Raw genomic sequence first — 24,626 nt, 5'->3', positions numbered from 1 at the left:
GCATGTTATTGACCAATTTTCTGCACTTATTTTTAGAGTCTGCTCCGTGGTTGTTACTGGGTCTAGTGCTTGCTGGGCTATTAAAAGTATTTGTGCCTATGGTATGGATGCAAAAGCAACTCGGTGGCCATGGAATGAAAACCGTGGTGAAGGCGGCATTATTAGGCGCGCCTTTGCCTTTATGTTCCTGTGGTGTTATTCCTGCTGCAGTCGGTTTGCGTCGAGCTGGCGCCTCAAAAGCGGCGACCACCTCTTTTTTAGTATCGACCCCAGAAACTGGCGTTGACTCTATTACCGTATCTTATGTTTTGCTCGGGCCTTTTATGGCTATTGTGCGTCCGATTGCGGCGATTACCAGTGCGATAGTGGCGGGGTTGTTAGTCGGCCGTGATGACGATGACGGTATTCCAGCATCAGCATCTGCAAAAGGGCAAACGGCAACAGATGCCTCAACAAGTGCCAAAGCGGTTTCATCGTGTTGTGGCTCTAAATCAACGCCTAGTCCTGAAACAACATCAACACATAAAACCCCTGCTAGTACAATGCAAACTGCTAGCGTAAAAATGACGGCGATTAACTCTGCATCAGTTAAGCCTGAGTCTGTGTTGAGCCAGATGGCGCCAGCACGTTCATTTTCAACCAATACTGCAGAAGTAAAGCAGAGCTGTTGTGCCTCTAAAGCCGCTGATAAACCCATTGAATCTATACCCTCAAGCTGTTGCAGCGCGACAGTAAAAGATGAAGTAAAACACGAGACAAAAGCTGAAACGGTTACATCAAGCTGTTGCAGTAGCAAAATTGAACCGCAAGCTGAAGTGACACCAGCAAGCAGTTGTTGCGCCTCTAAAGCGCAAAGCCAGGCGCCAAGTGAAAGCAGTGATCAAGCCAGTTGCTGCGCTTCGACCCAAGATATGGCAACAGAATTGAAGCACAACAGCGTATTCAGCCGAGTGTTATCGGGTTTGCATTACGCCGCAACAGATTTAGTTAAAGACACAACTTTGTGGCTATTAGTCGGATTATTTTTTGCAGCCTTAGTGCAAACTTATGTCCCAGCGGACTTTTTAGTCAAATGGGGCGACGGTATTCTGGCGATGTTAGTGATGGTACTGGTGTCGATCCCGATGTACATCTGCGCCACTGCTTCAACCCCCATTGCTGCTGGTTTGTTATTGGCTGGGGTATCACCAGGTGCAGTATTGGTATTTATGATGGCGGGGCCTGCGACCAATATTGCCACTTTAGGTGTGGTGACTAAAGAGCTAGGTAAGCGCGCATTATATGGCTATCTAGGTGGCGTGATTGGTGTAGCATTAGTCTTCGGTATATTAGTCAATTATTTAGTCGATACCTTTGGTTTTGAAGTGATGCCGCAAATTGGCCAAGAGCATGCCTTATTACCTCAAGGCATCGTGGCTGTTTCTGGCATTGTGCTTGCGGTGTTAATGGCCAAAGTATTGTGGGACATGATCCCAAAAGGCCATAAAGAGAAGGGTTGTTGCTCGTAATCTGTTACGCCAAATAGGTTAACTAAAGTGAGTTAAGTACATAACAAAGCCAGTGATAAATATCACTGGCTTTTTATTAAGCTAAAACATTGCTGGCCCACAATAAAGATAACAACTAGTAATAGCGCTAGTTAAAAATAGCATTGAGTTTTTCTGCCAATCTGATGCCTGCTTGCTGCAATCGCTGCTCGATAATTGGTTTACTGGTAAATACATAGTTAAAACGTAAATCGTCTTCACCTTGATAATTCTGTTCGAGCTGGTAAGCACCTTGCCTTAATGCTTTTGACTCATCTGCCCATTGGTAATAGCTTTGACCTATCCACTTTTGGCGTTGTTGCTCGTTAATACGCTTTAAAAAATCACTGTACTCTGTATAGCTTAACTGCTGCTGTTCTATTAGTTTGCTGTCCCACACTGTATGCAAATTTGTTTGTTCACCGAACCACTTCAGATTAACGGTATTGCCACCTTTATCATGGCTATGACCCACATGTAGCGGTTGGTGAATGTCGCCAACAAAATGTACGTAAAATGCCAATGCTTGCCATTTTTCTTGCTGGCTGGCTTTAGGGTTCGCTAATACTTTTTCAAAGCGTTGTAAACTTTCGATGATATCGCCATCAGGATTACGCTTAACGGTCTTCCATGTTTCATCGTCTTCAATTGAAATGTAATGCCATGGGGCAGCACGATCCCAAGTCTTATCGGAGCGGATTTCATCTGCCCAAGTCGACATTTGTGCTAAGCCTTCGCCATCTGTCAGTTGGTTTATTTGCTGTTGAGCCGTTGGGGACAAATTGGCTTGAGCGATTTGGCCTATAATTCTGTGACCTAATTGACCAAATGCTTTGGCTGGGAGGCTGAATGTTAAGGTGAACAAAGCACAGCTCACCAGCAATAACATGTTATTCAGTAAAACAGACGATTTCATAAAAAATTTCCAATTCATTATTGTTTCTAAAGCAAGAAGCGCGTCTTTAATGTGCCAGCATACGAGATGATTTTGATGTCGTGACACAGACTCGAGTCGCGACTATATAGCAACAATATGACATTTATGTGTTACTCCAAAGTTGTTTTTCTGTGGATTTTTTCGTTTAAAAATGACATTAAAATGCAACATATCGACCTTAGACTTCGCCCTGAAGTTTTTGCTCTATTGATTTACCAAGCCCGATAAACGGGTAACTAAACATTAAAATATAAAAATATTCAGGGGTTTGAAATGTTGCTTAATCATAAGATGAGTCGTCTCGCGCTGGCGACATGTTTTGCTATGGGAATTGCTCTACCTGCAATGGCGGCCGATACCGCATCTGATATTCGTGGTCAGATTATAGGTCCTGCGGGTAATGCTGTGACTGATGCAAAAATTACTATTATCCACCAGCCAACCGGAACTGTTACTGAAGTTCCTGTGAGTGCCAACGGGCAGTTTACTGCCCGCGGTTTGCGTGTCGGTGGTCCTTATATTATCAAAGTTGATTCTGATGTGTTTGCTGACACAGTTGAAGACAATGTCTACTTAGGATTAGGCGAAACATTCCGTTTTAACCGCACGCTAGAGGCCATTTCTGCGATGGAGCGTGTAGGTGTCGTTGGCAATGCGAGTTATTATCGAAGCGCCGGCAGTAACAGTGATTTTGGTGAGCAAGATATTGCTAATGCACCCGGTATTAGCCGTGATTTAAAAGATGTATTACGCCAAAACCCAATGGCTGTTGTGGGCACTGACGGTATTTCAATGAGCGTGGCAGGCATGAATCCACGTTTTAACACTTTCGTCGTCGATGGTATTTCTCAAAACGATGATTTTGGTCTTAATTCAAATGGCTATCCAACTCAGCGTTCACCTATTTCTATCGACGCAGTAGAGAGTGTTGCCCTAAACGTATCGCCTTATTCCGCTCGTAGTGGTGGCTTTACGGGCGCGCAAATTAACGCGGTCACTAAGTCTGGTACCAATGATTTATCTGGTACGGTTTTTTGGGAAACCACCAACGATAGTATGGCTGGTGATGGTAAAGACCAAGACTCTGGTGACACCTTAACCCAAGATTTTGAAGAAACCACATTTGGTGGCACGGTTGGCTTCCCTCTAATTAAAGATACCCTGTTTTTCTTTGGCTCATATGAAAACTTTGATGCGCCAAAATCAGCTGAGTGGGGGCCAAAGGGCGCTGGTTTTGCCAATGAGTCAGATGTGACTTCAGAAGAGCTTATTCGAATTGAGCAAATTGCCCAGTCTGTTTATGGTCTTGATAGCATTGGCGGTTACACCACCTCACCTCAAGAAAAAGATGAAAAAATCTTAGCTAAAGTGGATTGGAATATTAATGACCAACACCGTGCTAGTTTTACTTACCAATCAACCGTCGGTAATTTAACTAACAACATGTCATCGAATAGTTCGTCATTAAAATTATCAAGCACTTGGTATGATAAAGAAGAGACTTTAGAAACCTACGCGGCAAACTTATATAGCGATTGGACTGACGATTTTAGTACTGAGATCAAAATTGCTTATAAAGATACCACCACTAAATCGAAAACCATTGATGACTTAGGCATTGGTATGGTGTCGGTACAAACTTTCGAAAAGTCAGGTGATAAAGTTATTTTTGGTACTGACAGTTCTCGCCAAGCAAATGAATTAAATAACCAAAATCTTGAGCTACGTTTTGTGGGCGACTATTACTTAGGCGATCATGATATTGGCTTTGGTGCTCAATACAATAGCGTCGAAATATTTAACTTATTTGCTCAAGATGTGTTGGGTAATTGGGAGTTTGATTCTATTGATAACTTAGCGACAGGGACTGTCGATGGTTTCCGTTATCAAAATGCAACTTCAGGTAATCCAAATGATGTAAGTGCCAATTTTAACATGGACACCTTGGCATTATTTGTTGAAGACACATGGGATATTACGGCCGATTTAGAACTCACGTTTGGCATGCGTTATGAAACCATTAGCATGTCAGATAAACCAGCCATAAATGAAAATTTTGTTAATCGATATGGTTTTGCTAACAACGAAACCTTAGATGGCCAAGATATTTGGTTACCTCGCGTAGGGCTTAAATACCTGTTAAGCGATGATGTGACCCTATACGGTGGTGTGGGTCGTTACAGTGGTGGCTCGCCATCAGTATGGATTTCAAATAGTTTTTCAAATGATGGCAACAGCTTATTAAGCTATAACGACGGTTGGAACCCAGCTTGGGGCACCCCAGATTTTGGTAATGTCCCAGCTGATGCCCAAGCGGGGTTAGTCGGCGGGGACGGTAATGTTAATGCCATCGATCCTAACTTTGAGTTACCTTCTGACTGGCGTGCAAGTATTGGTTTTGACAGTACATGGGATTTAGGTGCTTTAGGTGATAATTGGTTTGTGGGTGGTGAATTTTTATACATTCAAAAAGAAAACGACTTAGCTTGGGTTGATTTAGCCCGTCGCCAAGTGAAAACCGATGCCACTGGCCGTGTGGTATACGAAACATGGGACCCATTAGCCAATAATGGTGCTGGTGGTAATACCGAGCGTTATGACCTCATGTTAACTAATGCAGAAGAAGATGGTTCAAGTAAGACGTTAAGTTTCTCGATTGCCAAAGAGTGGGATATGGGCCTTAGCATGCGTGCGGGCTATGCATATAACTCAGTTGAAGAAGGCAACCAAGGTTCATCTTCTACTGCAACGTCTAACTACCAATATACTCCAGTACAATATGATCGTAATGGCACCACTATGGGGACTGGCTATTATGAAACACCGCATCGCTTCACCTTTAGCTTGGGTTATGATGTAGAGTTTGTTGCAGGTTATAACTCTAGCTTTAACTTATTCTACGAAGCTCGTGAAGGTAACCCATTAACCTGGACACTAGGTTCATATCGTGATGGTAATTTAGGTGATCAAAGTAAGTTTGCAGGCGCATCATATTACTTACCTTACATTCCAACGGGTGCTGATGATGCCAATGTTGAGTATGCGGGTGGATTAACTTATGAGGAGTTTAAAGCGGCTATTGATGAAATTGGTTTAGGCCAATATGCCGGTGGTATAGCACCAAAAGGTACTGACAACCAGCCATGGATACATCAGTTAGACTTCCGCTTTACGCAAGAGTTGCCAGGATTTACTGACGAGCATAAAGGTATTTTATACTTTGATATCAAAAACGTACTTAACCTAGTTAATGAAGATTGGGGCGTGGTTGAATACCAAAGTTTTAATAATGCTAAGTTAGTTGATCATGACTACAATGCGACGACGGGAGTTTATACTTATTCTGTTCCATTTGGCCAAGATGGTATTGAGACTAACAATTACGATACTTATGACATCAACAAATCAGCTTGGCAGCTTAAAGTGGGCGTGAAGTACAAGTTCTAGCCATCTGTTAAGCAGGGCGCGAATAAATAAGCGCTAAACAAAAAATACCGAGCAATTAGCTCGGTATTTTTATGTGCTCAGCATGCCTGCATCAAGCTATTTATAGGTTAAACGACGCATAAATTATTTGATCTTGCTGGCAAAATTTTCAGGTGAATTTTTTGACTGCTTAACTGCACGTTTCTCTTTTAAAGATAATGCCGGTTTTTTCTTCGCTTCTTTTGAATTATTACGTTCTTTGCTCATTTGTATAGCTCCTAGCGCGCATTATGCGTGACTAATAAATGTAATGTGTGTGGTTAGTATTGCAGCAGACAATGGATCAGTCGCTTAATACTTACCTAGCCTTTGAACAATTTCCTGAACCAAACTTATCATTGATATTGCGAATTAATAGTGCGAAAGCTGACCTCTATGATCTCAATTAATCACTTTATTGAGTTGATACTAGCACCTAGTCAGTTAAAAATATCTATATATCCTATAGATTATTTTGTGCTTAAAAACTCATCTTTAATTATGATTGTTTTGTACTATAAAGTCGGGGATTTCCAGCACACCATCTCCCCAACGCTGAAACAGGGCATCATATAAAAATTCGATGAATACTCGGTATTTTCGTGGGAGATATATTCGCTTAGGAAAGCTGAGTGTGACCTTAGTTTGCATCATGGGGAAATCTTCTAATACTGGCAGTAGTTGCTTACTATCAATAGCTTCTTGAGCAATAAAAACCGGTACCGCGGTAATACCTAGGCCTTCAATGGCTGCCTCTCGGGCAAAGGTAACATTATTGACCTTCAGCTGTGCTGGTGGATCCAGATCTAGCCATTTGATGCCATCAAAAATACGCCAGCCACCATCAATATGGGCCGATTGAAGCTTGATTGCAGTATGATTCATTAAGTCCTGCGGTGTTGCGGGAGTTCCATGACGTTTAAGGTAACTTGGACTTGCCATTAATTGTCTGCTTGCGGTCACCAGAGAGTAACTTTGCAGCTTTGGATCGTGTTGTTCGGTAATTTGAAATAAGAAATCGACGCCTTCTTCTATTACATCCACTTTGCGGTTAGTCAGTTCTGCATCAATGGTAATGTTGGGATAAGTCGCCAAAAAACGCGCAAGAATCCGCCCCAGATATAACTGACCTAGCTCGATAGGACAAATTACTTTTAAATTGCCTTTAATGTCTTGTTGGCTTGCGCTGAGTAAGTCTTCGGCATTTTGTAAATCTTGCAAAATTTTACTGATGCGATGGTAATAACTCGAACCCGCTTCGGTCAGTTTTAATGATCGAGTGGTTCTAAATAGTAATAGCACACCGGCATCGGCTTCGAGTTCAGCAACCTTTCTGCTCACTGTGGCTTTGGTGATCCCTAAAGCTTTGGCTGCACCAGTAAAACTGCCTTGTTCAACCACCTGTGAGAAAATTTGTACACGATTTAGATCCATATTGTTACACCTGTGGAACAGTGGGTTATATTTTTACTATCTAATAAACTAAAGGAAACAGTAGTAAACTAGGCGAGAATAAATTAGGAGTCAAACATGTCTATCAATAAGCGCTTAGTATTAGTGCCAAGTATTATCCTTGTATTAGTTGTTGCCGGTGTTTATTGGTGGTCACAAGTTCGATTTATAGAATCAACGGATAATGCTTATGTCGAGGCCGATATTTCTAATATCAGTGTCAAAGTGCCAGGTTATATTGTCCAGTCTACCGTGGTAGATAATCAACATGTCAGCAAAGGTGAACTATTGGCTCAACTTGAAGATAGCCAATTTGTTGCCAAGCTAGCCCAAAGTAAAGCCTTATTAGCCAGCTCGCAAGCTAACTTGCAAACCTTGGCGGCGAAGGTTGATTTGCAGCAAGCGTTAATTAATCAGGCTAAGGCTGCTGTTGTGGCCTCACAGTCTGAACAGTTAATCGCCCAGCAACAATTAAAACGTTCACAAAAATTAAAAGTCAGTAATTACAGCTCACAAAATGATGTTGACCAACTTCAGGCGGGTTTCGATTCTGCCTCGGCACATGTCGATGAAGCTCAAGCTGCATTGGTGGCTAAACAGCGTGAATTATCAGTGTTTAACGCTCAGCTATTGCAAGTGCAAGCAGATGTTAAGCAGGCTGAGGCTAGTGTCGAATTAGCCAATATTCAATTGGCTGATACACGCGTTACAGCGCCATTTTCAGGTATTATAGGTAAGCGTGGTGCCATGGTAGGCCAGTATGTTCAACCGGGACAGGCATTGTTTAGTTTAGTACCAGATACTCAAGTGTGGGTAACGGCTAACTTTAAAGAAACTCAAATTGAGCACATGCAAGCCGGACAAAGCGTTAACGTCAGTTTAGATGCCTATCCTGATGAGGTGTTTAGTGGATTTATCGACAGCTTAGCTCCAGCATCGGGCTCTAAATTTAGCTTGTTACCTGCAGAAAATGCGACCGGTAACTTTACTAAAATTGTTCAACGTATTCCGGTGCGCATTCGGCTTGAACGAAAGCCGTCTTCATCTGCTATCGGACGTATTTTGCCTGGACTGAGTGCGGTGGTTGAAGTCGATACTGAATCTGCTGCTCAATCTCAGGCGCTGGCTAAGTCGTCCGCTGATCAAACCACGTTAGCGGCAGCAGGGCATTAATATGAGTCAATCAACTGCAGAGGTAAATGCCTCTGAAGTTAGCTCTGCTAGTAAACAGGATGATAAACCGACTGGGTACCAGCGTGGTAGTGTCCGATCTTGGATAGCCGTTGCGGGCGGCCTAATTGGTGCATTTATGGCGATTTTGGATATTCAAATCACCAATGCGTCGATGAAAGAGATCCAAGGTAGTTTAGGCGCCACTTTAGAGGAGGGCAGTTGGATTGCTACCGCCTATTTAGTGGCAGAGATGATCGCGATTCCCCTTTCGGGTTGGTTAAGTACCGGATTATCGACTCGACGTTATTTACTCTGGACCACAGCGGCTTTTATCTTGGCATCGATATTATGTTCTTTGTCTTGGAACCTTGAGTCGATGATTGCTTTTCGTGCCTTGCAGGGGTTCTTCGGTGGAGCATTAATTCCGTTAGCATTTAGACTCATACTTGAGTGCTTACCTGACAATAAACGTGCTATGGGTATGGCTTTGTTTGGGGTGACGGCCACATTTGCCCCTTCTATTGGGCCGACGCTGGGAGGCTGGTTAACTGAGCAATTTAGTTGGCATTATTTATTTTATATTAATGTTCCGCCAGGCTTATTGGTAATGGCGATGTTAGCTTATGGTTTAGAGCGCAAACCCATTATTTGGGAAAAGTTAAAAGATGCTGATTATTCCGGTATTGTGACGATGGCACTGGGTATGGGTTGCCTAGAAGTGGTGCTAGAAGAGGGCAATCGTAAAGACTGGTTTGGTTCAGATCTTATTCGTAACCTCGCGATAATTGCCGCCATTAATATCAGTCTATTTATTTGGATTCAGTTACGTAAAGCACAACCCTTAGTCAATATCCGTCTGCTTGCTCAGCGTGATTTTGCCTTGTCTACCGTGGCATACTTTTTACTCGGTATGGCATTATTTGGGGCCATTTACATGATCCCCTTATATCTATCACAAATTCATGACTACACTCCGCTAGAAATAGGTGAAGTCATTATGTGGATGGGTTTTCCACAATTACTGGTGCTACCTTTAGTGCCTAAGTTAATGCAGAAGTTTGATCCGCGTTATTTGGCGGCACTTGGATTCGCTTTATTTGCCACCAGTTATTACATGAATAGCAATATGACTCTTGATTATGCGGGCGATCAGATGATTACCTCGCAAATAGTACGCGCCTTGGGGCAACCGTTTATCTTAGTTCCTATTGGTATTTTGGCGACCATGCATTTAAAACCACATGAAAATGCTTCGGCATCGACTGTGCTCAATGTGATGCGTAATTTAGGTGGGGCGTTTGGTATCGCTTTGGTGGCAACATTAACCGATAACCTCGCAAGGGGGCATTTGGCACACATAAAAGAAACGTTACCCGCCGTGAGTTCGCAAGCCTATAATTATATCGCTCACACCAGCTCGATATTACAAACTGCTGGCTCGGACGCTGTAAGCGCTAACTCGCAAGCTTATGCTTTACTTGCTAAAACCATTTCACAACAAGCGTATATTCAAGCCTATAATGATGTGTTTTTTATTATGGCATGTTTTCTTTTTATCGCAGTCTTTGCAGTATTATTTATTCGAAAACCCCCAGAAAAAAGCCCATCAGATGAGCCTAGTGAGATACATTAATCATGCTAATATGGCGTATAGCGCAGGGATAAATAAGGTTTGTGATGACATTACAATGGGTAGATGTTGGCTTTTCTGAATTGACGCTGGAACAACTTTATGGGTTATTACAACTTCGAGTTGATGTGTTTGTGGTGGAACAAAATTGTCCGTACCCTGAGTTAGATGGTAAAGACAAACATCCGCAAACAAGGCACTTACTTGGGCTGAACGAGCTTGGCCATGTCGTGGCCTATAGTCGTGTGTTAGCACCTAGTCTGAGTTATCCTCAGGCCAGTATTGGCCGTGTTGCTGTGGCGAAAGTAACACGGGGTCAGGGGATTGCTAATCAATTAATGCAAAGAGCTATTAGTATTGCCAAACGACATTGGCCCAATGACAATATCCAAATCGGTGCGCAAGATTATTTACGTCAGTTTTATCAACAGCATGGTTTCGTGGTTAATTCTGCGGTGTATCTTGAAGATGGGATTGAGCATTTAGATATGCTGTTAATTTATTAATCTAAGGAAAAATAATGTCAGATTACGCAATAAACACCCAACAAATTGTTTGTGTCGCTCAATTTACCGCTAAAGCAGGAAAACGCGATGCCTTAGTGGCTGCATTGGCAAGTTTAGTTCCAGATACACGACGTGAGCTAGGCTGTATTCGTTATGAACTGAATATCAGTATAGATGATGACAATAAAGTCGCCTTTGTGGAAAAATTTGTCGACCGAGCTGCGTTTGATCAACATTGCGCTAAAGATGCGATTGAGCATTATTTTCACCATGTGATGCCAGAGTTGGTTGAGTCACATCATGTTGAAGTGTTCAATGAAGTGATTGCTTAGCTGACGGTTGTTAATCGTAAAGTGCAACAGCATAATTTTAAATCACTGTTTAACATCTGATGACCACATCGTAATGATGATATTACAAATACAAAAATGCCAGTCTACATAGACTGGCATTTTTAATCATTTATGCTGTTAAGCCGAAGCGGCTAGCACTATGATTAGAAGTCGTAACGTGCACCAACAGTGAAGATATTGTCATCTTCTAAATCAACAGTAGCTGTACCGACTTTGTGGTCGCCTTCATACATAGCATAGTGACCATAAACTAAGGTTGACTTAGAGATACGATAGTCAGCACCCACAGTAATTTGAGTGATGTTTACGTCAGTACCTGTCGCTTCTTTAATATTTTTGTAGTAACTACCAAAACCAGCTTCATCTTGACCGTATTCAGCTTTTAAGTTTACGCCGTTTAGGTTGTAAGATACGTTAAGGAAGAAAGAATCACCTTCTTGATCAGTGGTTTGGCTTTCAGTATTTTGGTATAAACCACCAAGCTTGAACTCACCTAGCTTAACTTGCGCCACACCACGATAAGCATCAATACCACCAATAGTGTTATAAGCTGCAGCAATATAATAAGGTTGTGCTTTAAGACCTTTGTCACCAAGGGTTGCACTTAATGCATATTGGTCTTCATCTGAACCTTCGTAGTTGTCATCCATTAAATAAGTTGCGTTTAATGTGACTAAACCAGCAATCACTGGTGAGTAGTACCAAATACCGTCAGCTCTACGTAATTGGCCACCAATCATACGATCGATATCGGCGTTAAAGTTACCGAATAAATCTATGCCACCTTCAGATTGTTTGAATACTGTATCGTTACGGCCGACTAACACAGTACCAGCGTCACTTTTTAAACCTAAGAATGTGTTACGCGCTTTAAATACGACTTCGTCACTGCCATTTTTGCCTGCAGTTTGAGTGGTATTTTCAACTTGGAATTCCATTTGGTATAACAGTTCAATACCGTTAGCAAACTTTTCACTACCTTTTACGCCTAAGTTAGAAAAGTTGTTTTCTAATACTGTGCCTTCTTTACCATTTTGAGTTGTAGCGCCTTTATCAGAATTAGTCACAGCTAAATCTAAACGACCATAGAAACTTGGGCCTTCAGCAAGTGTAGCGAAAGAAACTAATGTGAGTACTGATGCTACCGATGCAGAGATTAAGGTTTTTTTCATCTTTCATGCTCCCTAGAACGTTATGTTCTATATTCCATTTTTCATGGTTTTAGTTAGTGAAGTTTGTCGCAGATTTAATTCTGTAACAATCTGGTGCAGATTTTCACAGATTTAGTTCCTTCATAGTGTGGGCTAGATCAAATAAACAAGCCCAACTTGAAATTTTGTCGATAAATCTGTGATATCAGCGACCATTTGTGTAATTAAATCAATATATGTCTTAAATCTGCCTCTTGGGGCGTACCTATTTATGTAAAATCGGCTAGCGCTCAACCACAAAAGTTGCAGAATTGTATTTTAGCCCATGTTAATTTAATCATCGCGAATATTGAATGATAAATTGATCTCTTTAGTCTAATAAGGTCATAAATTAAGCATTTTTTAAGCGTTTTGTGATAATCGATTAGTTTGAGCGACCCATTTGTATTTGATTACCTCCAGAGTGAGGCTATTGTTGACCACTACAAAATGCTGCTCCTGGCTTATTGCGAAGATTAATTGCTTGTATTAATTCGTAATAGACGTGCTCTTGAGGTATCAATCCACTTTTTAGTAACTAAAGTGTCAGTTTTATTTGGATAGTTTAACCACAGGTTATTTTTGATTGCTTTATCGCAACACTTATCCAAGTTGATGTGGATCATTATCAGTAAATGCTTACATCAGATGCTTATGAATAACTTGAACTGCCACCTTAATCAGATTCATGTCGAGCAAATCGTGACAAACGTTTAGCTTTGGCGATAAATCGTTTAAAATTAGCCGCGAAAAAATAGTCGTTAATTAGGGCGTAACCAATGTTGTCAGAATCTTATACTCATCGTTTTTCTGGTGTTGGCCGTTTATATGGCCAAACAGCACTCGCGACTTTTTCAAAAGCACATGTGGTGGTTGTGGGTATCGGTGGCGTCGGAACTTGGGTCGCTGAAGCCCTAGCGAGAAGTGGTATAGGACAGATCACCCTTATCGATTTAGACGATATTTGTGTTACCAATACCAATCGCCAAATACATGCATTAACCTCTACTATCGGCCAATCAAAAGTCGAGGTTATGGCAAAACGTATTGGTGAAATCAATCCCGAGTGTGTGGTTAATGAAGTAGAAGATTTTATTACTTTAGACAATCTGGCGGAGTATTTTAAGCCAGCCTCACAGGGTGGTGATATTGATTATGTGATTGATTGTATTGATGCGGTAAAACCTAAAGCAGGTTTAATTGCTTGGTGTAAGCGCAATAAAATTGCCCTAGTGACTATTGGTGGTGCTGGCGGCCAAACCGATCCGACCTTAATTCAAGTGACTGACTTGGCTAAAACAGTACAAGATCCATTGTTGGCAAAAGTGCGCAACATATTACGTAAAGATTATAATTTTACTAAAAATATTCAGCGCCGCTTTGCGGTAGATGCGGTGTTTTCGACCCAACATCTAGTCTATCCTCAAGCTGATGGCAGCGTATGCAACACTAAGGAAACAGCACAAGGCAGTATGCGGATGGATTGCGCTTCTGGTTTTGGCGCCATTACTATGGTGACGGGAACATTTGCTTTTGTTGCTGTGAGTCGTGTACTGAGTAAATTAGCCGCGAGAACAGTTTAGCATCGTTAAGTGCTGCTTTACTGATGTTATCGCGGCACGCTTATCACGAACATAGGTCCTCCAAGGGGTGACATAGCAACATAGCGAATGCTACCTTTTATCTGAGTAATTGCATTAAATGCAGCTGCGAGCCCTAAGCCGACACCACCTTTGTGGCGAGCGGTGGTAAAGAAGGGTTCAAATATATGCTCTGCAATATCACTTGGAATAAGCGCACCATTATTTTGAATTTCGATATCAATAGTGTCAGGTTTAGTAATTACATTAATGCAGATCTTCGCTTGTGAGGTATCTTTAAATGCATGTAAAAATGCATTTGATATCACGTTATTAATAGCTTGGGAGAGTAGGCTGGAATTAGTGTAAACCTGCAATTGCTCATCAATATTGACTGTTATCTCAACCTTTTGCGGCGAAAATATCATTAAGGTTGAGTCGGTAATATCGCGTAATTGGTGATTAAGATTAAATAGAGTGTATTTTTCTTGGCTTTGTTCTGCCGCAATAGATTTAAACTGCTGGATTAAATAACTGGCACGAGTGATATTACTCACAATTAACTGACTGCTTTTTTGGTATTGCTCTAAAATCCCATTGATTTGTTCTAATGTGGCATGATCGCTATGGATAAGCTTGATCAGATCTTCTACATAAGCCAATTGTGAACTTGCAGCCGTTAAACAAATACCTATCGGGGTATTAATTTCATGGGCGACGCCGGAAACTAATCCTCCTAATGCGGCCATTTTCTCTTTTTCTATCAGCACTTGTTGTGTTCGTTTTAACATTTGCAGTGATTGTTCAAGTTCTCTGGTTTGCTCTTTTACTTGGCGAGCAAGTTCATCTTTATAACTACGCTCTAATAATAGTAAGCGATCTCGATCTTCAACGGCATGCATTAAATCGACTTTTGATTGCTGCAGATCTTGATAAGATCCTCGAATTTGTTGCTGCATTGTATTGACGGCTTCGGCGACTAAACTGAACTCGTCACGTTGTGGCTTACGGTTAAAATTTAATGGCGTAAAGGGGTCTTCTAAGCTAATTTCATCACAATATTGGCTTAATTGGCGCAGATGTTTGGTGACATTGAACCAGACCAAAAACAAAATAAAACCTGCAACGAAGAAGGTTTTGATCGCGTTGGACAGTAAAATCAGTATTGTTTTATTATACAGACGATCATAAATAGCATTGAGATCGGCTTGTACTGTAAGGGTCCCAACAGGAATATTTTCATTGTTGGTATAAATCAACGGAAATTGCTTTTCGATAACGGCCGTTTTCTGATACTCACCAAAATGCCATTCTTGATTACTGTCATCACGGATAGAAATATATTTAATGTCAGGTAATTGGCTTAAACCATAGAGTTGAGTGTTAATTAAGTCTTCGTCTATTACCCAAACACTGGATGCTAATACTTCTAAATTTACCGCTTCTATACTTGAAAATACGCGATCAATTCTATTCACATCCTCCTGATAATCACTTATGAGCTGATAAGCTGTCGTCACAATCGTAATCAAAGAGCTAAACACCACGATAGACAGTGTTAACTTTCGGGCAATAGGGCTCTGGAGCAATTGTCGTATGAATATCAGCATATTTTCTTCAATGTGATTAATTACCAATGATGAGTGACATATAAAATACGAGCTTACAGCTTGTTGCGCTAGTGTTAATTCCAACTTTCTGAATTTTATTCAAGCATAGCTTGAATGTCCTAATATGGAATTGAAATGGTGTAAATAAAGATAATGTTAGTGATGTTTTTTATGGCATATATTTTGCTTTAAGTCAGTATGATCAAAAATCTGACACTGCGGGTAAGCTATGATGAAAATAAAAGTAGGTTCAATAAAGTTGTTTAATAGCAAACGTTTATTCGTAAGTGCTATGACATGGGTTGTTGTAACATGTACTAGTTTACTGTTTGCGCCTAAAGATTTACTGGCGTTTTTATCGTTAGATCACCTAGTCAATCAATATGGTCAGTTTATTGGCTTAGGATTAATAATGGGAGTCGCGTATTTTTTAAGTCAAATTTTTGCCTTTGTGGTTGATGAGTCTATTGTTTTTTTTCGCCAAAAACGCACAGTAGAAACCATCGAAGCAAAAGTGAAGCTACTCGATCCGGCAGAACGAGCCTTGTTACGCGAATTCTTTTTACAGGGACAGACTATTTTAACCCTGCCGCAAAATGAGCTAGCAGTTAAAAATCTAGTTCATAGCAGTATACTTGAGATGCTTGGAAATGAGCGCCACTATGCGATTCAAGGACCAACGGCAGAATACAAGATATCGATGCCGGCGCGAAATTATTTAAATCGCGATGTATTACGTTTACCAGCAGGTGAGCCGAGTGCTGAGGAAATGACCTATCTAATCAAAACACGTCCACATTTTATTAATGGCTTGGTTCAATCACGCAAGCATGCCGCTTAATTTAATATTTTGTGCAGTATTTGATTGGTATAAATAAAAAAATGGGGGCCATATAGCCCCCAACTTGACATAAAAACACTCCATGTGTTTTATCGCCAATGTATGATTCGCAAGGAAGAATCCATATTGATCATGAAATAATAAGCAGTAAAATACTTAGCCTAGTTAGAGACTCACTTAGTAGGTGCAGACTTCACAATAAACATCCACATTAGATAAGACATTATTCCAAAGGTACAAAAGATTACAGTCATCGATAGTAATCCTATTGCGTTACCAAACATTAAATCTAACCAAAATGCCATGATATTTATCCTCTGGAATGTGAAATCATGATCATCATAAAGTCAAAACTCTGTCGTGATACTGATCTTGATCAATCTTCAGCAGTGATAATGTTATATTTGTGTGAAACTGCTAATTAGCTCACAAAAACCATCAGCCATTGTTATTTGGCACTATGAATGACTTTTGAGCAATTGAGTGTTTTTTATAGAAATAATAGGTAAAGTACTTGCGATTATTAAATGCAAAGGTATAATCGCCAACACTCAATTGTGACAACATAAGTCGATTAATTGAGTGGTTAGTTTTGCAAAGATATTTGCGTACAGCAGATTTTTTTGCAAAGCTAAATACAGCTTACAAGTCTTTGCCTGAGTGATGAAATTGGTATACATGGGGGATTCAAAATCCCCTGCTTCGCGGCGTGTCGGTTCGAGTCCGACCTCAGGTACCATTATTTAAAGCCCTGTTCTTAATCGAACGGGGCTTTTTTATGCCTATAATTTAAGGTGACAGTGATAAGTTCATCACTTTAATACGTTAGCAAGCCATTGCATTCTTTAGTCGGTAAATTGACATGTTATCTATTTATACACCATTTCCGGTATAAACTGAGTTAAACATTTACTTGTCACTATGTTGCGCAATACACTCAAATACTAAGCGCTAGAATGGGTAAAATGCACTATACAAACCATTAAAGTAAATTTTTAATCAGAAATACATGTGGCATATCTCATATAGATTATATTTGGCTGGCCAAAATGATTGATAGATTGCTCATGATTTTATTTCGAGTACGTGATCGAGCAATGTTGTTAGGCTTTTTAAATAAGAAATTCGTTGGTCAACATTTGCCTCATTTGGGCTTAATGAAATTTTTCCACCAATAAACTTCAGTTGCTTGTAATCACACTGTTGCATGGTTTTTTCTATTTGCTCCATCGTTAATAAAGAGTTTTCTGCAAAGCTGGGAATGTATACGGCTTGTGCTGGAGGCATGTGAGTGTCTTTCCACTGCCCATAAGGGCCGTCTATATCTGAGGTACCAGAAAAGATGATCCCTTTTAACAAGCCGCTGAGATAAGCTTGTTTAGTATGTTGCAAGGGGCCATCGGTATTACGTGTTTCAATAGCTGAACGCCCCCAATTGATACTGATACCAATATCACTATTCAGTTTACTGTTAACGTGCGTAATCGCCGTCATTTCATCTTGTAATAGCATGAAGCCCTTTTCAGCTTCTTGCCCTGCGATATGTGCATCGCAATGTTCAATGACCAGTTTTGCGCCGTACCAGTTCCATGATTGCATGGCTTCAAGCGATGTTTGCAAAGCTTGAATAGATGATTGTGTGTTTTCAGTTATCTTTGGTGCTGTATGTATTTTTAAAAAGCTTACAGCCTCTCTTTTTAAGTGATTGTTTAATTTAAATATAGCTTGCTGTGCTTGTTGGTAAAAAGCCAGTGCAGCTTGTCTACCTGTTTCATTGGTGGAGGCTATGCCAAAATGCGGGTTTTTAGCAATCTGCCCCATCACCCCTGGAATTGATGTAAAAATGAATTGCCAATTCTCATCAATATTCTTAAGAAACCATTCATCATCATAAGGATGCAGCTTTCCCACAAAGGGGTGTTCTAAGCCAATGATATTACTTTGTAATTTTAGCCCCTGGTAGTAACTCGCTTCTAATTCTTGATCCCATTGCTGGGTCGAAGGTGCTGCGGCATACGCACCAATAATATATTCCATTAAATATTAGCCTTAATAAGCAGATCACGCTGCAGGTATACCTATTACACCACTTGAGTTGGTGTAATGCAATCCAGCTTTTGGATTTTTCTGATGAGTTGGATGGTAAATATCTCATTAATATCGAATGAAAATCGTTCATGGCCAAAGCAGAAGTATCTCTATGAACATCTAACAGCAATGTTTACGTAAGATTTTTAAGAAATATATTTTTCCAATCAAGTAACTGGTAGGGGAAGGATTTTAGACACTTAACTGTTGCTCAACATACTGCTTTTCAAACAGCTTCATCATGCGGCTTAGTTGCTGACAGATTTTTATTTTGACAAAAATAAATCAAAAGGTATATTGGTATAACAGGTTGATGGCGTACCTGTGATTTGTTCTGCCAATAGTAGGGCTACTTTTTAAAAGCCTTGTTGAGTTCGCAAAACACTTTGTATGAAGCAACGTAAAGTCGAGAAGTCATGATAACAACTGTAATTGCCGAACAATTATTTGATGGAAAAAGCATCACTAATAACCAACCGATAAGTTTTGAAAATGGCAAGGTTATCGCTTTTGATGTGGTTAATAACGCCAAGCTTATTAAGGTTTCAGGCTTACTAACTCCGGGTTTTATTGATGTACAGGTCAACGGTGGAGGAGGTTTTTTATTTAACCATGACACGAGTTTATCAACGCTTAAAGCAATGGTTGAGGCACATAGTAAGTATGGGACCACAGGATTATTACCGACGCTGATCACTAGTAATCTTGAAACTATAAGTGCTGCCGCTGATACGATCGCACTAGCAATCAAGCAAGAGATCCATGGTGTTATAGGTGTACATTTTGAGGGACCGCATATCAGTGAGCCCAAGAAAGGCATACATAGCAGCAAGCATATAAGGCCCCTAAGTGAGCAGGAATTAGCGATTTATTGTCGCGATGATTTAGGAATAAAAGTGGTCACCTTGGCACCTGAGCATGTGACAAGTGAGCAAATACAGCGATTAACTCAGCACAATGTAAAAGTGTGCTTAGGCCACTCTAATGCCAGTTTTGAATTAACCCAAGCAGCACTAGCTGCTGGGGCTGTTGGTTTTACTCATTTATTTAATGCGATGTCACCACTGACATCTCGTGAGCCGAACATGGTTGGTGCGGCACTACTCGATGAGCACAGTTGGTGTGGGCTGATACTTGATGGTCATCATGTTCATCCGGCAACGGCAAAGTTGGCAAATAGGCTTAAATGCTCTGGCAAAATGATGTTAGTCACTGATGCGATGTCAACCATTGGCAGTAGTCAAAAGGTGTTTGAGTTCGATGGTCATAAAATTGTGCTTGAAGGCGATAAGTTGATGAGCCAAACAGGTCAATTAGCGGGTTCAGCATTAGATATGATCACGGCAGTCAATAATGCTCAAGTTATGCTTGATATACCTCTTGAGGAGGCGCTAAGAATGGCGAGTATATACCCTGCTAATTTTCTTGGAATAAATGACAACATACAGCAATTTGCCATAGGTGCTAATGCAGATTTTACCGTGCTTGAATGCGGTAATAACTCTGCCTTGCACGTTAGCCACACCTGGATTGGCGGCAAAAAAATATTTTAAATTTATGGAGATTTATAATGCAAAAACTGACTGGATTAATTTCCGCCCCTCATACGCCATTTGATAGCAACGGTGAAGTTAATCTTCCTGTCATCGATCGCATTGCTGAACTTCTTATTCGTCAAGGCGTGAAAGGTGTTTATATTTGTGGCACAACAGGTGAAGGCCTTAACTGTTCTGTTGCTGAACGTAAAGCGATTGTTGAGCGTTGGGTTTTGGCATCACAAGGAAAGCTCAGTATTACAGTTCATACTGGTGCCTTATCCATTGTAGATACACTTGAATTAACAAGACATGCTGAAACCCTCGATATTTTTGGCACTTCGATTATTGCGCCTTGTTTTTTCAAACCGAGTTCTCTTGATAGCCTTGTTGATTACTGTGCCACTATTGCAGCAGCAGCACCGACAAAAGCATTTTATTATTACCATTCAGGTATGTCTGGGGTGATGTTTGATATGGAACAGTTTCTTATCAAAGCTGATAAGGTGATTCCAAACTTGGCTGGTATTAAGTTTAACCATGTTGATCTTTATGAGTATCAACGATGTGTACGAGTGTGTGATGGTAAATTTGATATTCCATTTGGGATTGATGAGTTTCTCCCGGGTGGCCTTGCTGTTGGCGCGATAGGTGCAGTAGGAAGTACCTATAATTATGCTGCGCCACTCTATTTGGATATTATTGCTGCTTTTAACAAGGGTGATCAGCTGGCTGTCGCTGCCCTCATGGATAAGGTTATTGCTCTCATTCGTCCACTGGTACAATACGGGGGAGTTGCTGCCGGTAAAGCTGCTATGTTGTTACATGGTATCGATGTTGGTGATCCTCGCTTGCCAATTAGTGCGCTTTCTAACCAAGAGAAAGAGGATGTTGTTGCTAAAATGACAGCGGCTGGCTTTATGGAACACATGCCGCATGACAAAAATAACTAATAATAATTATCTTTTTGGTATTAGAAGATAATATTAATTATTTAGCATGAGGTTTTAGGAATATATAAAAAAGTTTGAACGCGAAGATTTTTATATTGTAGTGTTTTTAAAGTGAAGTTGTTGTTAGTGCGTCATATCTAACCATCAATATATTATTGGTGGTTTTTTTATGCAAGATAGTCGGGTAGGTAAATCTGGGCGGTAATAATTACTGTTCAGTGATGTGCTCTGTAGACAGTTCATCATGGCGAACAGGGTTTGCTTAATATTACCTTGCAGGTCCAATTGAGCGATCTATAGATTCCGAGTGGCAATTAGTGGAGAGCTTGGTATTTATTTGGTATGTGATGAGAGATTAGATGTGCTTTGCTATGAAAACATGTGCCTGTATAGCCAAGTTCATTAATATTTAGTCGACTAAATATTAATGAACTATGAGTGAACTATAAATAAGTTATCTAGATGAATAGTCCATAGGCTTGATTAATTTTTTGGTGTTCTTGGTTTGCCCAAATAAAATACTCTTGATCGCTTAATTCACATGCAGCCTCTTTGTCTAGCAGAATGATCGCATTTTCATGCATTTGTAAAGCGGATGCGGGACACATAGCGGTTACAGGTCCCATGATCATTTGCTTTACTGCTGCTGCTTTATTTGTTCCTGTCGCCATCAGTAACACATAACGAGCGTCAAGAATGGTGGCAATGCCCATTGTCATCGCCATCGTAGGTTGGTATTCATCTTTATCAAATAAGCGGCTGTTATCTTGTAACGTTTGCTTGGTTAAGGTTTTAATTCTTGTGCGAGATGCTAAGCTCGAAGTCGGTTCATTAAAGCCGATATGTCCGTTTGCGCCTATGCCTAATATTTGCAAATCAATCCCACCCGCATTGCGAATTTTTTTCTCGTAAGCAAGGCCTTGAATACGTGGGTTTTGATCTTGCTGACAGATAGGTAAAAATGTTTTATTTTGGTCAATGTCTATATGATCAAATAAATTATCTTTCATAAACTTGCGGTAGCTTTGTGCATTATCTGCGGCAATATTATGGTACTCATCAAGGTTAAATGTCGTGACATTAGCAAAGCTTAACTGTGCTGTTTGATGGCGTTGTACTAGCCGTTTATAAAGTTGAATAGGGGTGGTGCCTGTGGCTAGGCCTAAAACTGGAGTTGATTTTTGTTTAATAACTTCTGTAACCCATTGTTCAGCATGAGTTGCAACTTGGTCGGGATTATCTAAAATAATAATTTGCATGTTTGTTCCAATAAAATAGCATTTCAGTCGCGGCTATTGAGTACCATCATTGAAGCCATTTATCGTTTGAGCATACATGGCTGCGCCGATAAGATCCGCATGCTCTCCTGTTATAGGCGAGACCAAGCTAACTTGATATATCATCGGTAACTTGGCTATTTTAGCTGCCACTCTTTCTTTAAAAGCTGATGCATCCCCGACGCTTCCTCCTAAGACAACCACAGTCGTACCTGTAAGAGCCTTAATATTCGCAATTAAATCAACGAGCGCATCAGCACATTGGTCCAGTAGCGTGGTTATTTCTGGGTGAGACAGATGCTGTTCGAACACGTTTTTGCAGCTAACAGCAGTCTTTAAAATTGTTGATGCTTGCCTGGCGATTGATGTGCCCGATGAAATAGCTTCGACGCAATTGATTCGGCCACAATGGCATTGAACACTAAGAGCCGTGGGGCAATTAACTGACATATGACCGATATGTGCACAAAAACCATCACTAGCAGTGACCAACTGACCATTTTGGATAATGCCGCCGCCAATTCCGGTCGACACCGTAATATAAACTAAGGTGCTGTCTTGTCTTTTGGGACCTAAACAATATTCTGCCCATGCAGCCGCTGCAGCATCATTTAAAATAACTACGGGCAGCCCAAATCCTGTCTTGAGCTGCTGCTGTAAGGGTAGGGCTTGTTTGGCTGACAGAAAGTTAACTTGATGTTTACCAACTTGTCCGGTGCAGGCTACGGCGACTATTTGTGCTTTTTCAATCCAGTCTTGGCATAAATGAACCACATAACTCGCTAAATTATCGAGATCGTGATGAACAATCGAATCAGTCTTTTTTGATTCAATGATTTCATTATTATCCATCAGTGCAGCAGATATTTTTGTACCACCAATATCGATTGCGATGATCATATTGTTGTTTCCATTGAAGGCAACGCCTCTGTTATGCTAGTAGCGAACCATTTGGTAATATGTTCTACGCGGGTGATTGCCGAGCCGACAGTGACAGAAAAGGCGCCAAGTTTAATCGCTTTAGCTGCTCTTTCTGGAGAGTGATAGCGACCTTCTGCGATAACATTTAACCCTTGGCTAACCCAATGAGCGACGAGGGCATAATCGGGATCATGGGGCGGGGGATTCAAATCAGTATAACCAGACATGGTACTGCCAATAAAAGTGCAGCCATGTTGTGCCAGCATGAGGCCAGTTTCATAGTCTGCGCAATCTGCCATGGCAATACAGCCTGCATTATGAATAGCTTCAAGTAGCGCTAACATTGGTACTGGTCTTTGTCTTTGTGTACCGTCAAACGCGATAATACTGGCTCCGGCTTGTGCCAAGGCTTTTACATCTTCAATAAACGGGGTGATGCGAACTGGACTATCTATTAAATCTCTTTTAATAATGCCAACGATCGGTGTGCTGGTTGCCTTGGCTACAGCTTTAACATTTTCGACGCCTTCGATTCTTAACCCTTTTGCGCCGCCATCTACGGCGGCCAACGCCATAGCAACAACATGCTCAACCTTATCCATAGGGCCGTGATCAACCGGTTGGCAAGAGACAATTAACGACTGTTTTAATAAAGTTAATAGTTGCTTTTCTAAAATTTTATTTACTATTGTCATACTTATTTCCTAAAGGCTATTTGAATATTAATCACGATTTAATAGGGGTTGGATGCATGGTATATAAGGTTAGCCCAGTTAAGTCTTTGTTCGTTGTCTTGGACGTTTGTGTTAATAAACTGGCAATATAGCCAACGACTAAACATGACATTATACCTATGGTTGCATATAGGTAACCGTCGGCCCAGCCAAACTGCCATGCAGATATCATGGTGGATACACCGGCTAAAATACCTGTTATCGCGCCAAACGAGTTGGCTTTTTTGGTTAAGGCGCCTAATACAAATAGACCACCCAATGCGCCCATAAACATGCCGATCACTTTAAAATAAGCTTCCATAAGTGAGCGGATTTCTGGATCGATAAAGATCAGTCCAGCAAGTGTGCCGAGTATTCCCATGATAAAAGTTAGCCAGCGCGCAGCACTCATATAACCTTTTTCAGTTTTCACTAAATTAAAAGGCCTTATGAAGTCAGTTACTAACGTCGTCGCGATAGAGTTCATACTGGTCGATACTGTTGATTGGGCGGCCGCAAAAATTCCCGCAACAATAAGACCCGCAACACCAATTGGCAGTTCAGTCGCAATAAAGGTGGGAAATATTTGATCAATCTGGATGGTAGGGTCTAATTTTTCTGGATGTGTTTGATAAAAGGCGTATAGCGCGGTACCAATACAGAAGAATAATAATGCTCCTGGGGCTGCAATTATTGCATTTGCCCAAATTGATTTTCTGGCATCACTCGGATTTTTTGTCACCATATAGCGTTGTACTACGGCTTGATCGGCAGTGTAGCTCGATAAATTTTGGCCAATACCACCAATAACAATCACCTTACAAACCGTTGTGTTAATTCTTGGTGCGATAGCCTGCTTTATCATCATAGTTACAG

Annotated in this window: 21 protein-coding genes and 1 tRNA gene; 11 read left to right on the top strand and 11 right to left on the bottom strand. The window is 40.8% G+C overall.

Annotated elements, in window-relative coordinates; genetic code table 11:
• Nucleotides 1-2: 2 nt before the first annotated feature.
• Nucleotides 3-1,508 (top strand): SO_0444 family Cu/Zn efflux transporter, encoded by a 1,506-nt coding sequence (locus tag H5185_RS08140; RefSeq protein WP_182741793.1) that lies wholly within the window; start codon nucleotides 3-5, stop codon nucleotides 1,506-1,508.
• A 127-nt stretch (nucleotides 1,509-1,635) separates the two neighbouring features.
• On the opposite strand, the gene H5185_RS08135 is transcribed toward H5185_RS08140, so the two are convergent.
• A complete protein-coding gene (locus H5185_RS08135) occupies nucleotides 1,636-2,442 on the bottom strand; it encodes a S1/P1 nuclease (RefSeq protein WP_182741792.1) in 807 nt (268 codons plus the stop codon).
• Between the two features lie 294 nt (nucleotides 2,443-2,736).
• Between H5185_RS08135 and H5185_RS08130 the strand changes: the two genes are divergently transcribed.
• Nucleotides 2,737-5,910: a TonB-dependent receptor gene (locus H5185_RS08130; protein WP_182741791.1), complete on the top strand. Its 3,174-nt coding sequence runs from the start codon at nucleotides 2,737-2,739 to the stop codon at nucleotides 5,908-5,910.
• 123 nt (nucleotides 5,911-6,033) lie between these two features.
• Here H5185_RS08130 and H5185_RS22915 read toward each other — a convergent pair whose 3' ends face one another.
• Both H5185_RS22915 and H5185_RS08125 read right to left on the bottom strand, forming a co-directional pair.
• The gene (locus H5185_RS22915) at nucleotides 6,034-6,156 is read right to left on the bottom strand and encodes a hypothetical protein (protein ID WP_011635985.1); all 123 of its coding nucleotides are present in this window, start codon (nucleotides 6,154-6,156) and stop codon (nucleotides 6,034-6,036) included.
• 267 nt (nucleotides 6,157-6,423) lie between these two features.
• Complete coding sequence (locus tag H5185_RS08125) at nucleotides 6,424-7,362, bottom strand: LysR family transcriptional regulator (protein ID WP_182741790.1); 939 nt, start codon at nucleotides 7,360-7,362, stop codon at nucleotides 6,424-6,426.
• A 96-nt stretch (nucleotides 7,363-7,458) separates the two neighbouring features.
• On the opposite strand from H5185_RS08125, the gene H5185_RS08120 reads away from it, so the two are divergent.
• The 4 genes from H5185_RS08120 to H5185_RS08105 are packed head-to-tail and all read left to right on the top strand — an operon-like array spanning nucleotide 7,459 to nucleotide 11,021.
• The gene (locus H5185_RS08120) at nucleotides 7,459-8,553 is read left to right on the top strand and encodes an HlyD family secretion protein (protein WP_182741789.1); all 1,095 of its coding nucleotides are present in this window, start codon (nucleotides 7,459-7,461) and stop codon (nucleotides 8,551-8,553) included.
• Nucleotide 8,554: 1 nt separating this feature from the next.
• A complete protein-coding gene (locus tag H5185_RS08115; RefSeq protein ID WP_182741788.1) occupies nucleotides 8,555-10,186 on the top strand; it encodes a DHA2 family efflux MFS transporter permease subunit in 1,632 nt (543 codons plus the stop codon).
• A gap of 44 nt (nucleotides 10,187-10,230) precedes the next feature.
• The gene (locus tag H5185_RS08110) at nucleotides 10,231-10,689 is read left to right on the top strand and encodes a GNAT family N-acetyltransferase (RefSeq protein ID WP_182741787.1); all 459 of its coding nucleotides are present in this window, start codon (nucleotides 10,231-10,233) and stop codon (nucleotides 10,687-10,689) included.
• Between the two features lie 14 nt (nucleotides 10,690-10,703).
• Nucleotides 10,704-11,021, top strand: coding sequence for a putative quinol monooxygenase (locus tag H5185_RS08105; protein WP_182741786.1), 318 nt, complete (start codon nucleotides 10,704-10,706; stop codon nucleotides 11,019-11,021).
• A gap of 164 nt (nucleotides 11,022-11,185) precedes the next feature.
• On the opposite strand, the gene H5185_RS08100 is transcribed toward H5185_RS08105, so the two are convergent.
• On the bottom strand, nucleotides 11,186-12,214 hold the full coding sequence (locus H5185_RS08100; RefSeq protein WP_182741785.1) for a porin: 1,029 nt from the start codon (nucleotides 12,212-12,214) through the stop codon (nucleotides 11,186-11,188).
• A gap of 797 nt (nucleotides 12,215-13,011) precedes the next feature.
• Between H5185_RS08100 and tcdA the strand changes: the two genes are divergently transcribed.
• The gene (gene tcdA, locus H5185_RS08095) at nucleotides 13,012-13,815 is read left to right on the top strand and encodes a tRNA cyclic N6-threonylcarbamoyladenosine(37) synthase TcdA (RefSeq protein ID WP_404948451.1); all 804 of its coding nucleotides are present in this window, start codon (nucleotides 13,012-13,014) and stop codon (nucleotides 13,813-13,815) included.
• A gap of 26 nt (nucleotides 13,816-13,841) precedes the next feature.
• Here tcdA and H5185_RS08090 read toward each other — a convergent pair whose 3' ends face one another.
• Nucleotides 13,842-15,422, bottom strand: coding sequence for an ATP-binding protein (locus H5185_RS08090; RefSeq protein ID WP_182741784.1), 1,581 nt, complete (start codon nucleotides 15,420-15,422; stop codon nucleotides 13,842-13,844).
• A gap of 229 nt (nucleotides 15,423-15,651) precedes the next feature.
• On the opposite strand from H5185_RS08090, the gene H5185_RS08085 reads away from it, so the two are divergent.
• Nucleotides 15,652-16,263, top strand: coding sequence for a superinfection exclusion B family protein (locus tag H5185_RS08085; RefSeq protein WP_124017285.1), 612 nt, complete (start codon nucleotides 15,652-15,654; stop codon nucleotides 16,261-16,263).
• 173 nt (nucleotides 16,264-16,436) lie between these two features.
• Here H5185_RS08085 and H5185_RS08080 read toward each other — a convergent pair whose 3' ends face one another.
• Nucleotides 16,437-16,568, bottom strand: a complete 132-nt coding sequence (locus H5185_RS08080; RefSeq protein WP_011635995.1) for a DUF3149 domain-containing protein — start codon at nucleotides 16,566-16,568, stop codon at nucleotides 16,437-16,439.
• Nucleotides 16,569-16,917: 349 nt separating this feature from the next.
• On the opposite strand from H5185_RS08080, the gene H5185_RS08075 reads away from it, so the two are divergent.
• Nucleotides 16,918-17,002 (top strand) — tRNA-Leu (locus H5185_RS08075).
• A 326-nt stretch (nucleotides 17,003-17,328) separates the two neighbouring features.
• On the opposite strand, the gene H5185_RS08070 is transcribed toward H5185_RS08075, so the two are convergent.
• Entirely contained in the window at nucleotides 17,329-18,300 is a 972-nt protein-coding gene (locus H5185_RS08070; RefSeq protein WP_182698411.1) for a DUF4862 family protein, read from the bottom strand.
• A 467-nt stretch (nucleotides 18,301-18,767) separates the two neighbouring features.
• On the opposite strand from H5185_RS08070, the gene nagA reads away from it, so the two are divergent.
• Together nagA and H5185_RS08060 are read left to right on the top strand one after the other, a co-directional pair.
• Nucleotides 18,768-19,904 (top strand): N-acetylglucosamine-6-phosphate deacetylase, encoded by a 1,137-nt coding sequence (nagA, locus tag H5185_RS08065; protein ID WP_182741783.1) that lies wholly within the window; start codon nucleotides 18,768-18,770, stop codon nucleotides 19,902-19,904.
• 17 nt (nucleotides 19,905-19,921) lie between these two features.
• Nucleotides 19,922-20,839 (top strand): dihydrodipicolinate synthase family protein, encoded by a 918-nt coding sequence (locus H5185_RS08060; RefSeq protein ID WP_182698409.1) that lies wholly within the window; start codon nucleotides 19,922-19,924, stop codon nucleotides 20,837-20,839.
• 458 nt (nucleotides 20,840-21,297) lie between these two features.
• Here the strand turns inward: H5185_RS08060 and nagB are convergent, their stop codons facing one another.
• The 4 genes from nagB to H5185_RS08040 all read right to left on the bottom strand — a co-directional run.
• Nucleotides 21,298-22,098, bottom strand: a complete 801-nt coding sequence (nagB, locus tag H5185_RS08055; protein WP_182741782.1) for a glucosamine-6-phosphate deaminase — start codon at nucleotides 22,096-22,098, stop codon at nucleotides 21,298-21,300.
• A gap of 33 nt (nucleotides 22,099-22,131) precedes the next feature.
• Nucleotides 22,132-23,016 carry an ROK family protein gene (locus H5185_RS08050; RefSeq protein ID WP_182741781.1) on the bottom strand — a complete coding sequence of 295 codons (885 nt, stop codon included), beginning with the start codon at nucleotides 23,014-23,016 and terminating at the stop codon, nucleotides 22,132-22,134.
• Nucleotides 23,013-23,732 (bottom strand): N-acetylmannosamine-6-phosphate 2-epimerase, encoded by a 720-nt coding sequence (locus tag H5185_RS08045; protein ID WP_182741780.1) that lies wholly within the window; start codon nucleotides 23,730-23,732, stop codon nucleotides 23,013-23,015. Before H5185_RS08045 ends, H5185_RS08050 begins: the two co-directional genes overlap by 4 nt.
• 31 nt (nucleotides 23,733-23,763) lie before the next feature.
• The coding region (locus tag H5185_RS08040) for a sodium:solute symporter family transporter (RefSeq protein WP_404948450.1) at nucleotides 23,764-24,626 on the bottom strand (863 nt) is incomplete at its 5' end.

Origin of the sequence: Shewanella sp. SG44-6 (genome assembly GCF_014164185.1) — a bacterium.
Classification (GTDB): Bacteria; Pseudomonadota; Gammaproteobacteria; order Enterobacterales; family Shewanellaceae; genus Shewanella; species Shewanella vesiculosa.
The sequence above is the reverse complement of the archived record's forward strand: the minus strand, read 5'-3'. Positions and strand labels throughout refer to the sequence as shown.

What these genes read in the sequence shown, in the direction of transcription:
- H5185_RS08140 (WP_182741793.1), top strand. Translation starts at nt 3, where the DNA reads ATGTTATTGACCAATTTTCTGCACTTATTTTTAGAGTCTGCTCCGTGG.
- H5185_RS08135 (WP_182741792.1), bottom strand. Translation starts at nt 2,442, where the DNA reads ATGAAATCGTCTGTTTTACTGAATAACATGTTATTGCTGGTGAGCTGT.
- H5185_RS08130 (WP_182741791.1), top strand. Translation starts at nt 2,737, where the DNA reads ATGTTGCTTAATCATAAGATGAGTCGTCTCGCGCTGGCGACATGTTTT.
- H5185_RS22915 (WP_011635985.1), bottom strand. Translation starts at nt 6,156, where the DNA reads ATGAGCAAAGAACGTAATAATTCAAAAGAAGCGAAGAAAAAACCGGCA.
- H5185_RS08125 (WP_182741790.1), bottom strand. Translation starts at nt 7,362, where the DNA reads ATGGATCTAAATCGTGTACAAATTTTCTCACAGGTGGTTGAACAAGGC.
- H5185_RS08120 (WP_182741789.1), top strand. Translation starts at nt 7,459, where the DNA reads ATGTCTATCAATAAGCGCTTAGTATTAGTGCCAAGTATTATCCTTGTA.
- H5185_RS08115 (WP_182741788.1), top strand. Translation starts at nt 8,555, where the DNA reads ATGAGTCAATCAACTGCAGAGGTAAATGCCTCTGAAGTTAGCTCTGCT.
- H5185_RS08110 (WP_182741787.1), top strand. Translation starts at nt 10,231, where the DNA reads ATGACATTACAATGGGTAGATGTTGGCTTTTCTGAATTGACGCTGGAA.
- H5185_RS08105 (WP_182741786.1), top strand. Translation starts at nt 10,704, where the DNA reads ATGTCAGATTACGCAATAAACACCCAACAAATTGTTTGTGTCGCTCAA.
- H5185_RS08100 (WP_182741785.1), bottom strand. Translation starts at nt 12,214, where the DNA reads ATGAAAAAAACCTTAATCTCTGCATCGGTAGCATCAGTACTCACATTA.
- tcdA (WP_404948451.1), top strand. Translation starts at nt 13,012, where the DNA reads ATGTTGTCAGAATCTTATACTCATCGTTTTTCTGGTGTTGGCCGTTTA.
- H5185_RS08090 (WP_182741784.1), bottom strand. Translation starts at nt 15,422, where the DNA reads ATGCTGATATTCATACGACAATTGCTCCAGAGCCCTATTGCCCGAAAG.
- H5185_RS08085 (WP_124017285.1), top strand. Translation starts at nt 15,652, where the DNA reads ATGATGAAAATAAAAGTAGGTTCAATAAAGTTGTTTAATAGCAAACGT.
- H5185_RS08080 (WP_011635995.1), bottom strand. Translation starts at nt 16,568, where the DNA reads ATGGCATTTTGGTTAGATTTAATGTTTGGTAACGCAATAGGATTACTA.
- H5185_RS08070 (WP_182698411.1), bottom strand. Translation starts at nt 18,300, where the DNA reads ATGGAATATATTATTGGTGCGTATGCCGCAGCACCTTCGACCCAGCAA.
- nagA (WP_182741783.1), top strand. Translation starts at nt 18,768, where the DNA reads ATGATAACAACTGTAATTGCCGAACAATTATTTGATGGAAAAAGCATC.
- H5185_RS08060 (WP_182698409.1), top strand. Translation starts at nt 19,922, where the DNA reads ATGCAAAAACTGACTGGATTAATTTCCGCCCCTCATACGCCATTTGAT.
- nagB (WP_182741782.1), bottom strand. Translation starts at nt 22,098, where the DNA reads ATGCAAATTATTATTTTAGATAATCCCGACCAAGTTGCAACTCATGCT.
- H5185_RS08050 (WP_182741781.1), bottom strand. Translation starts at nt 23,016, where the DNA reads ATGATCATCGCAATCGATATTGGTGGTACAAAAATATCTGCTGCACTG.
- H5185_RS08045 (WP_182741780.1), bottom strand. Translation starts at nt 23,732, where the DNA reads ATGACAATAGTAAATAAAATTTTAGAAAAGCAACTATTAACTTTATTA.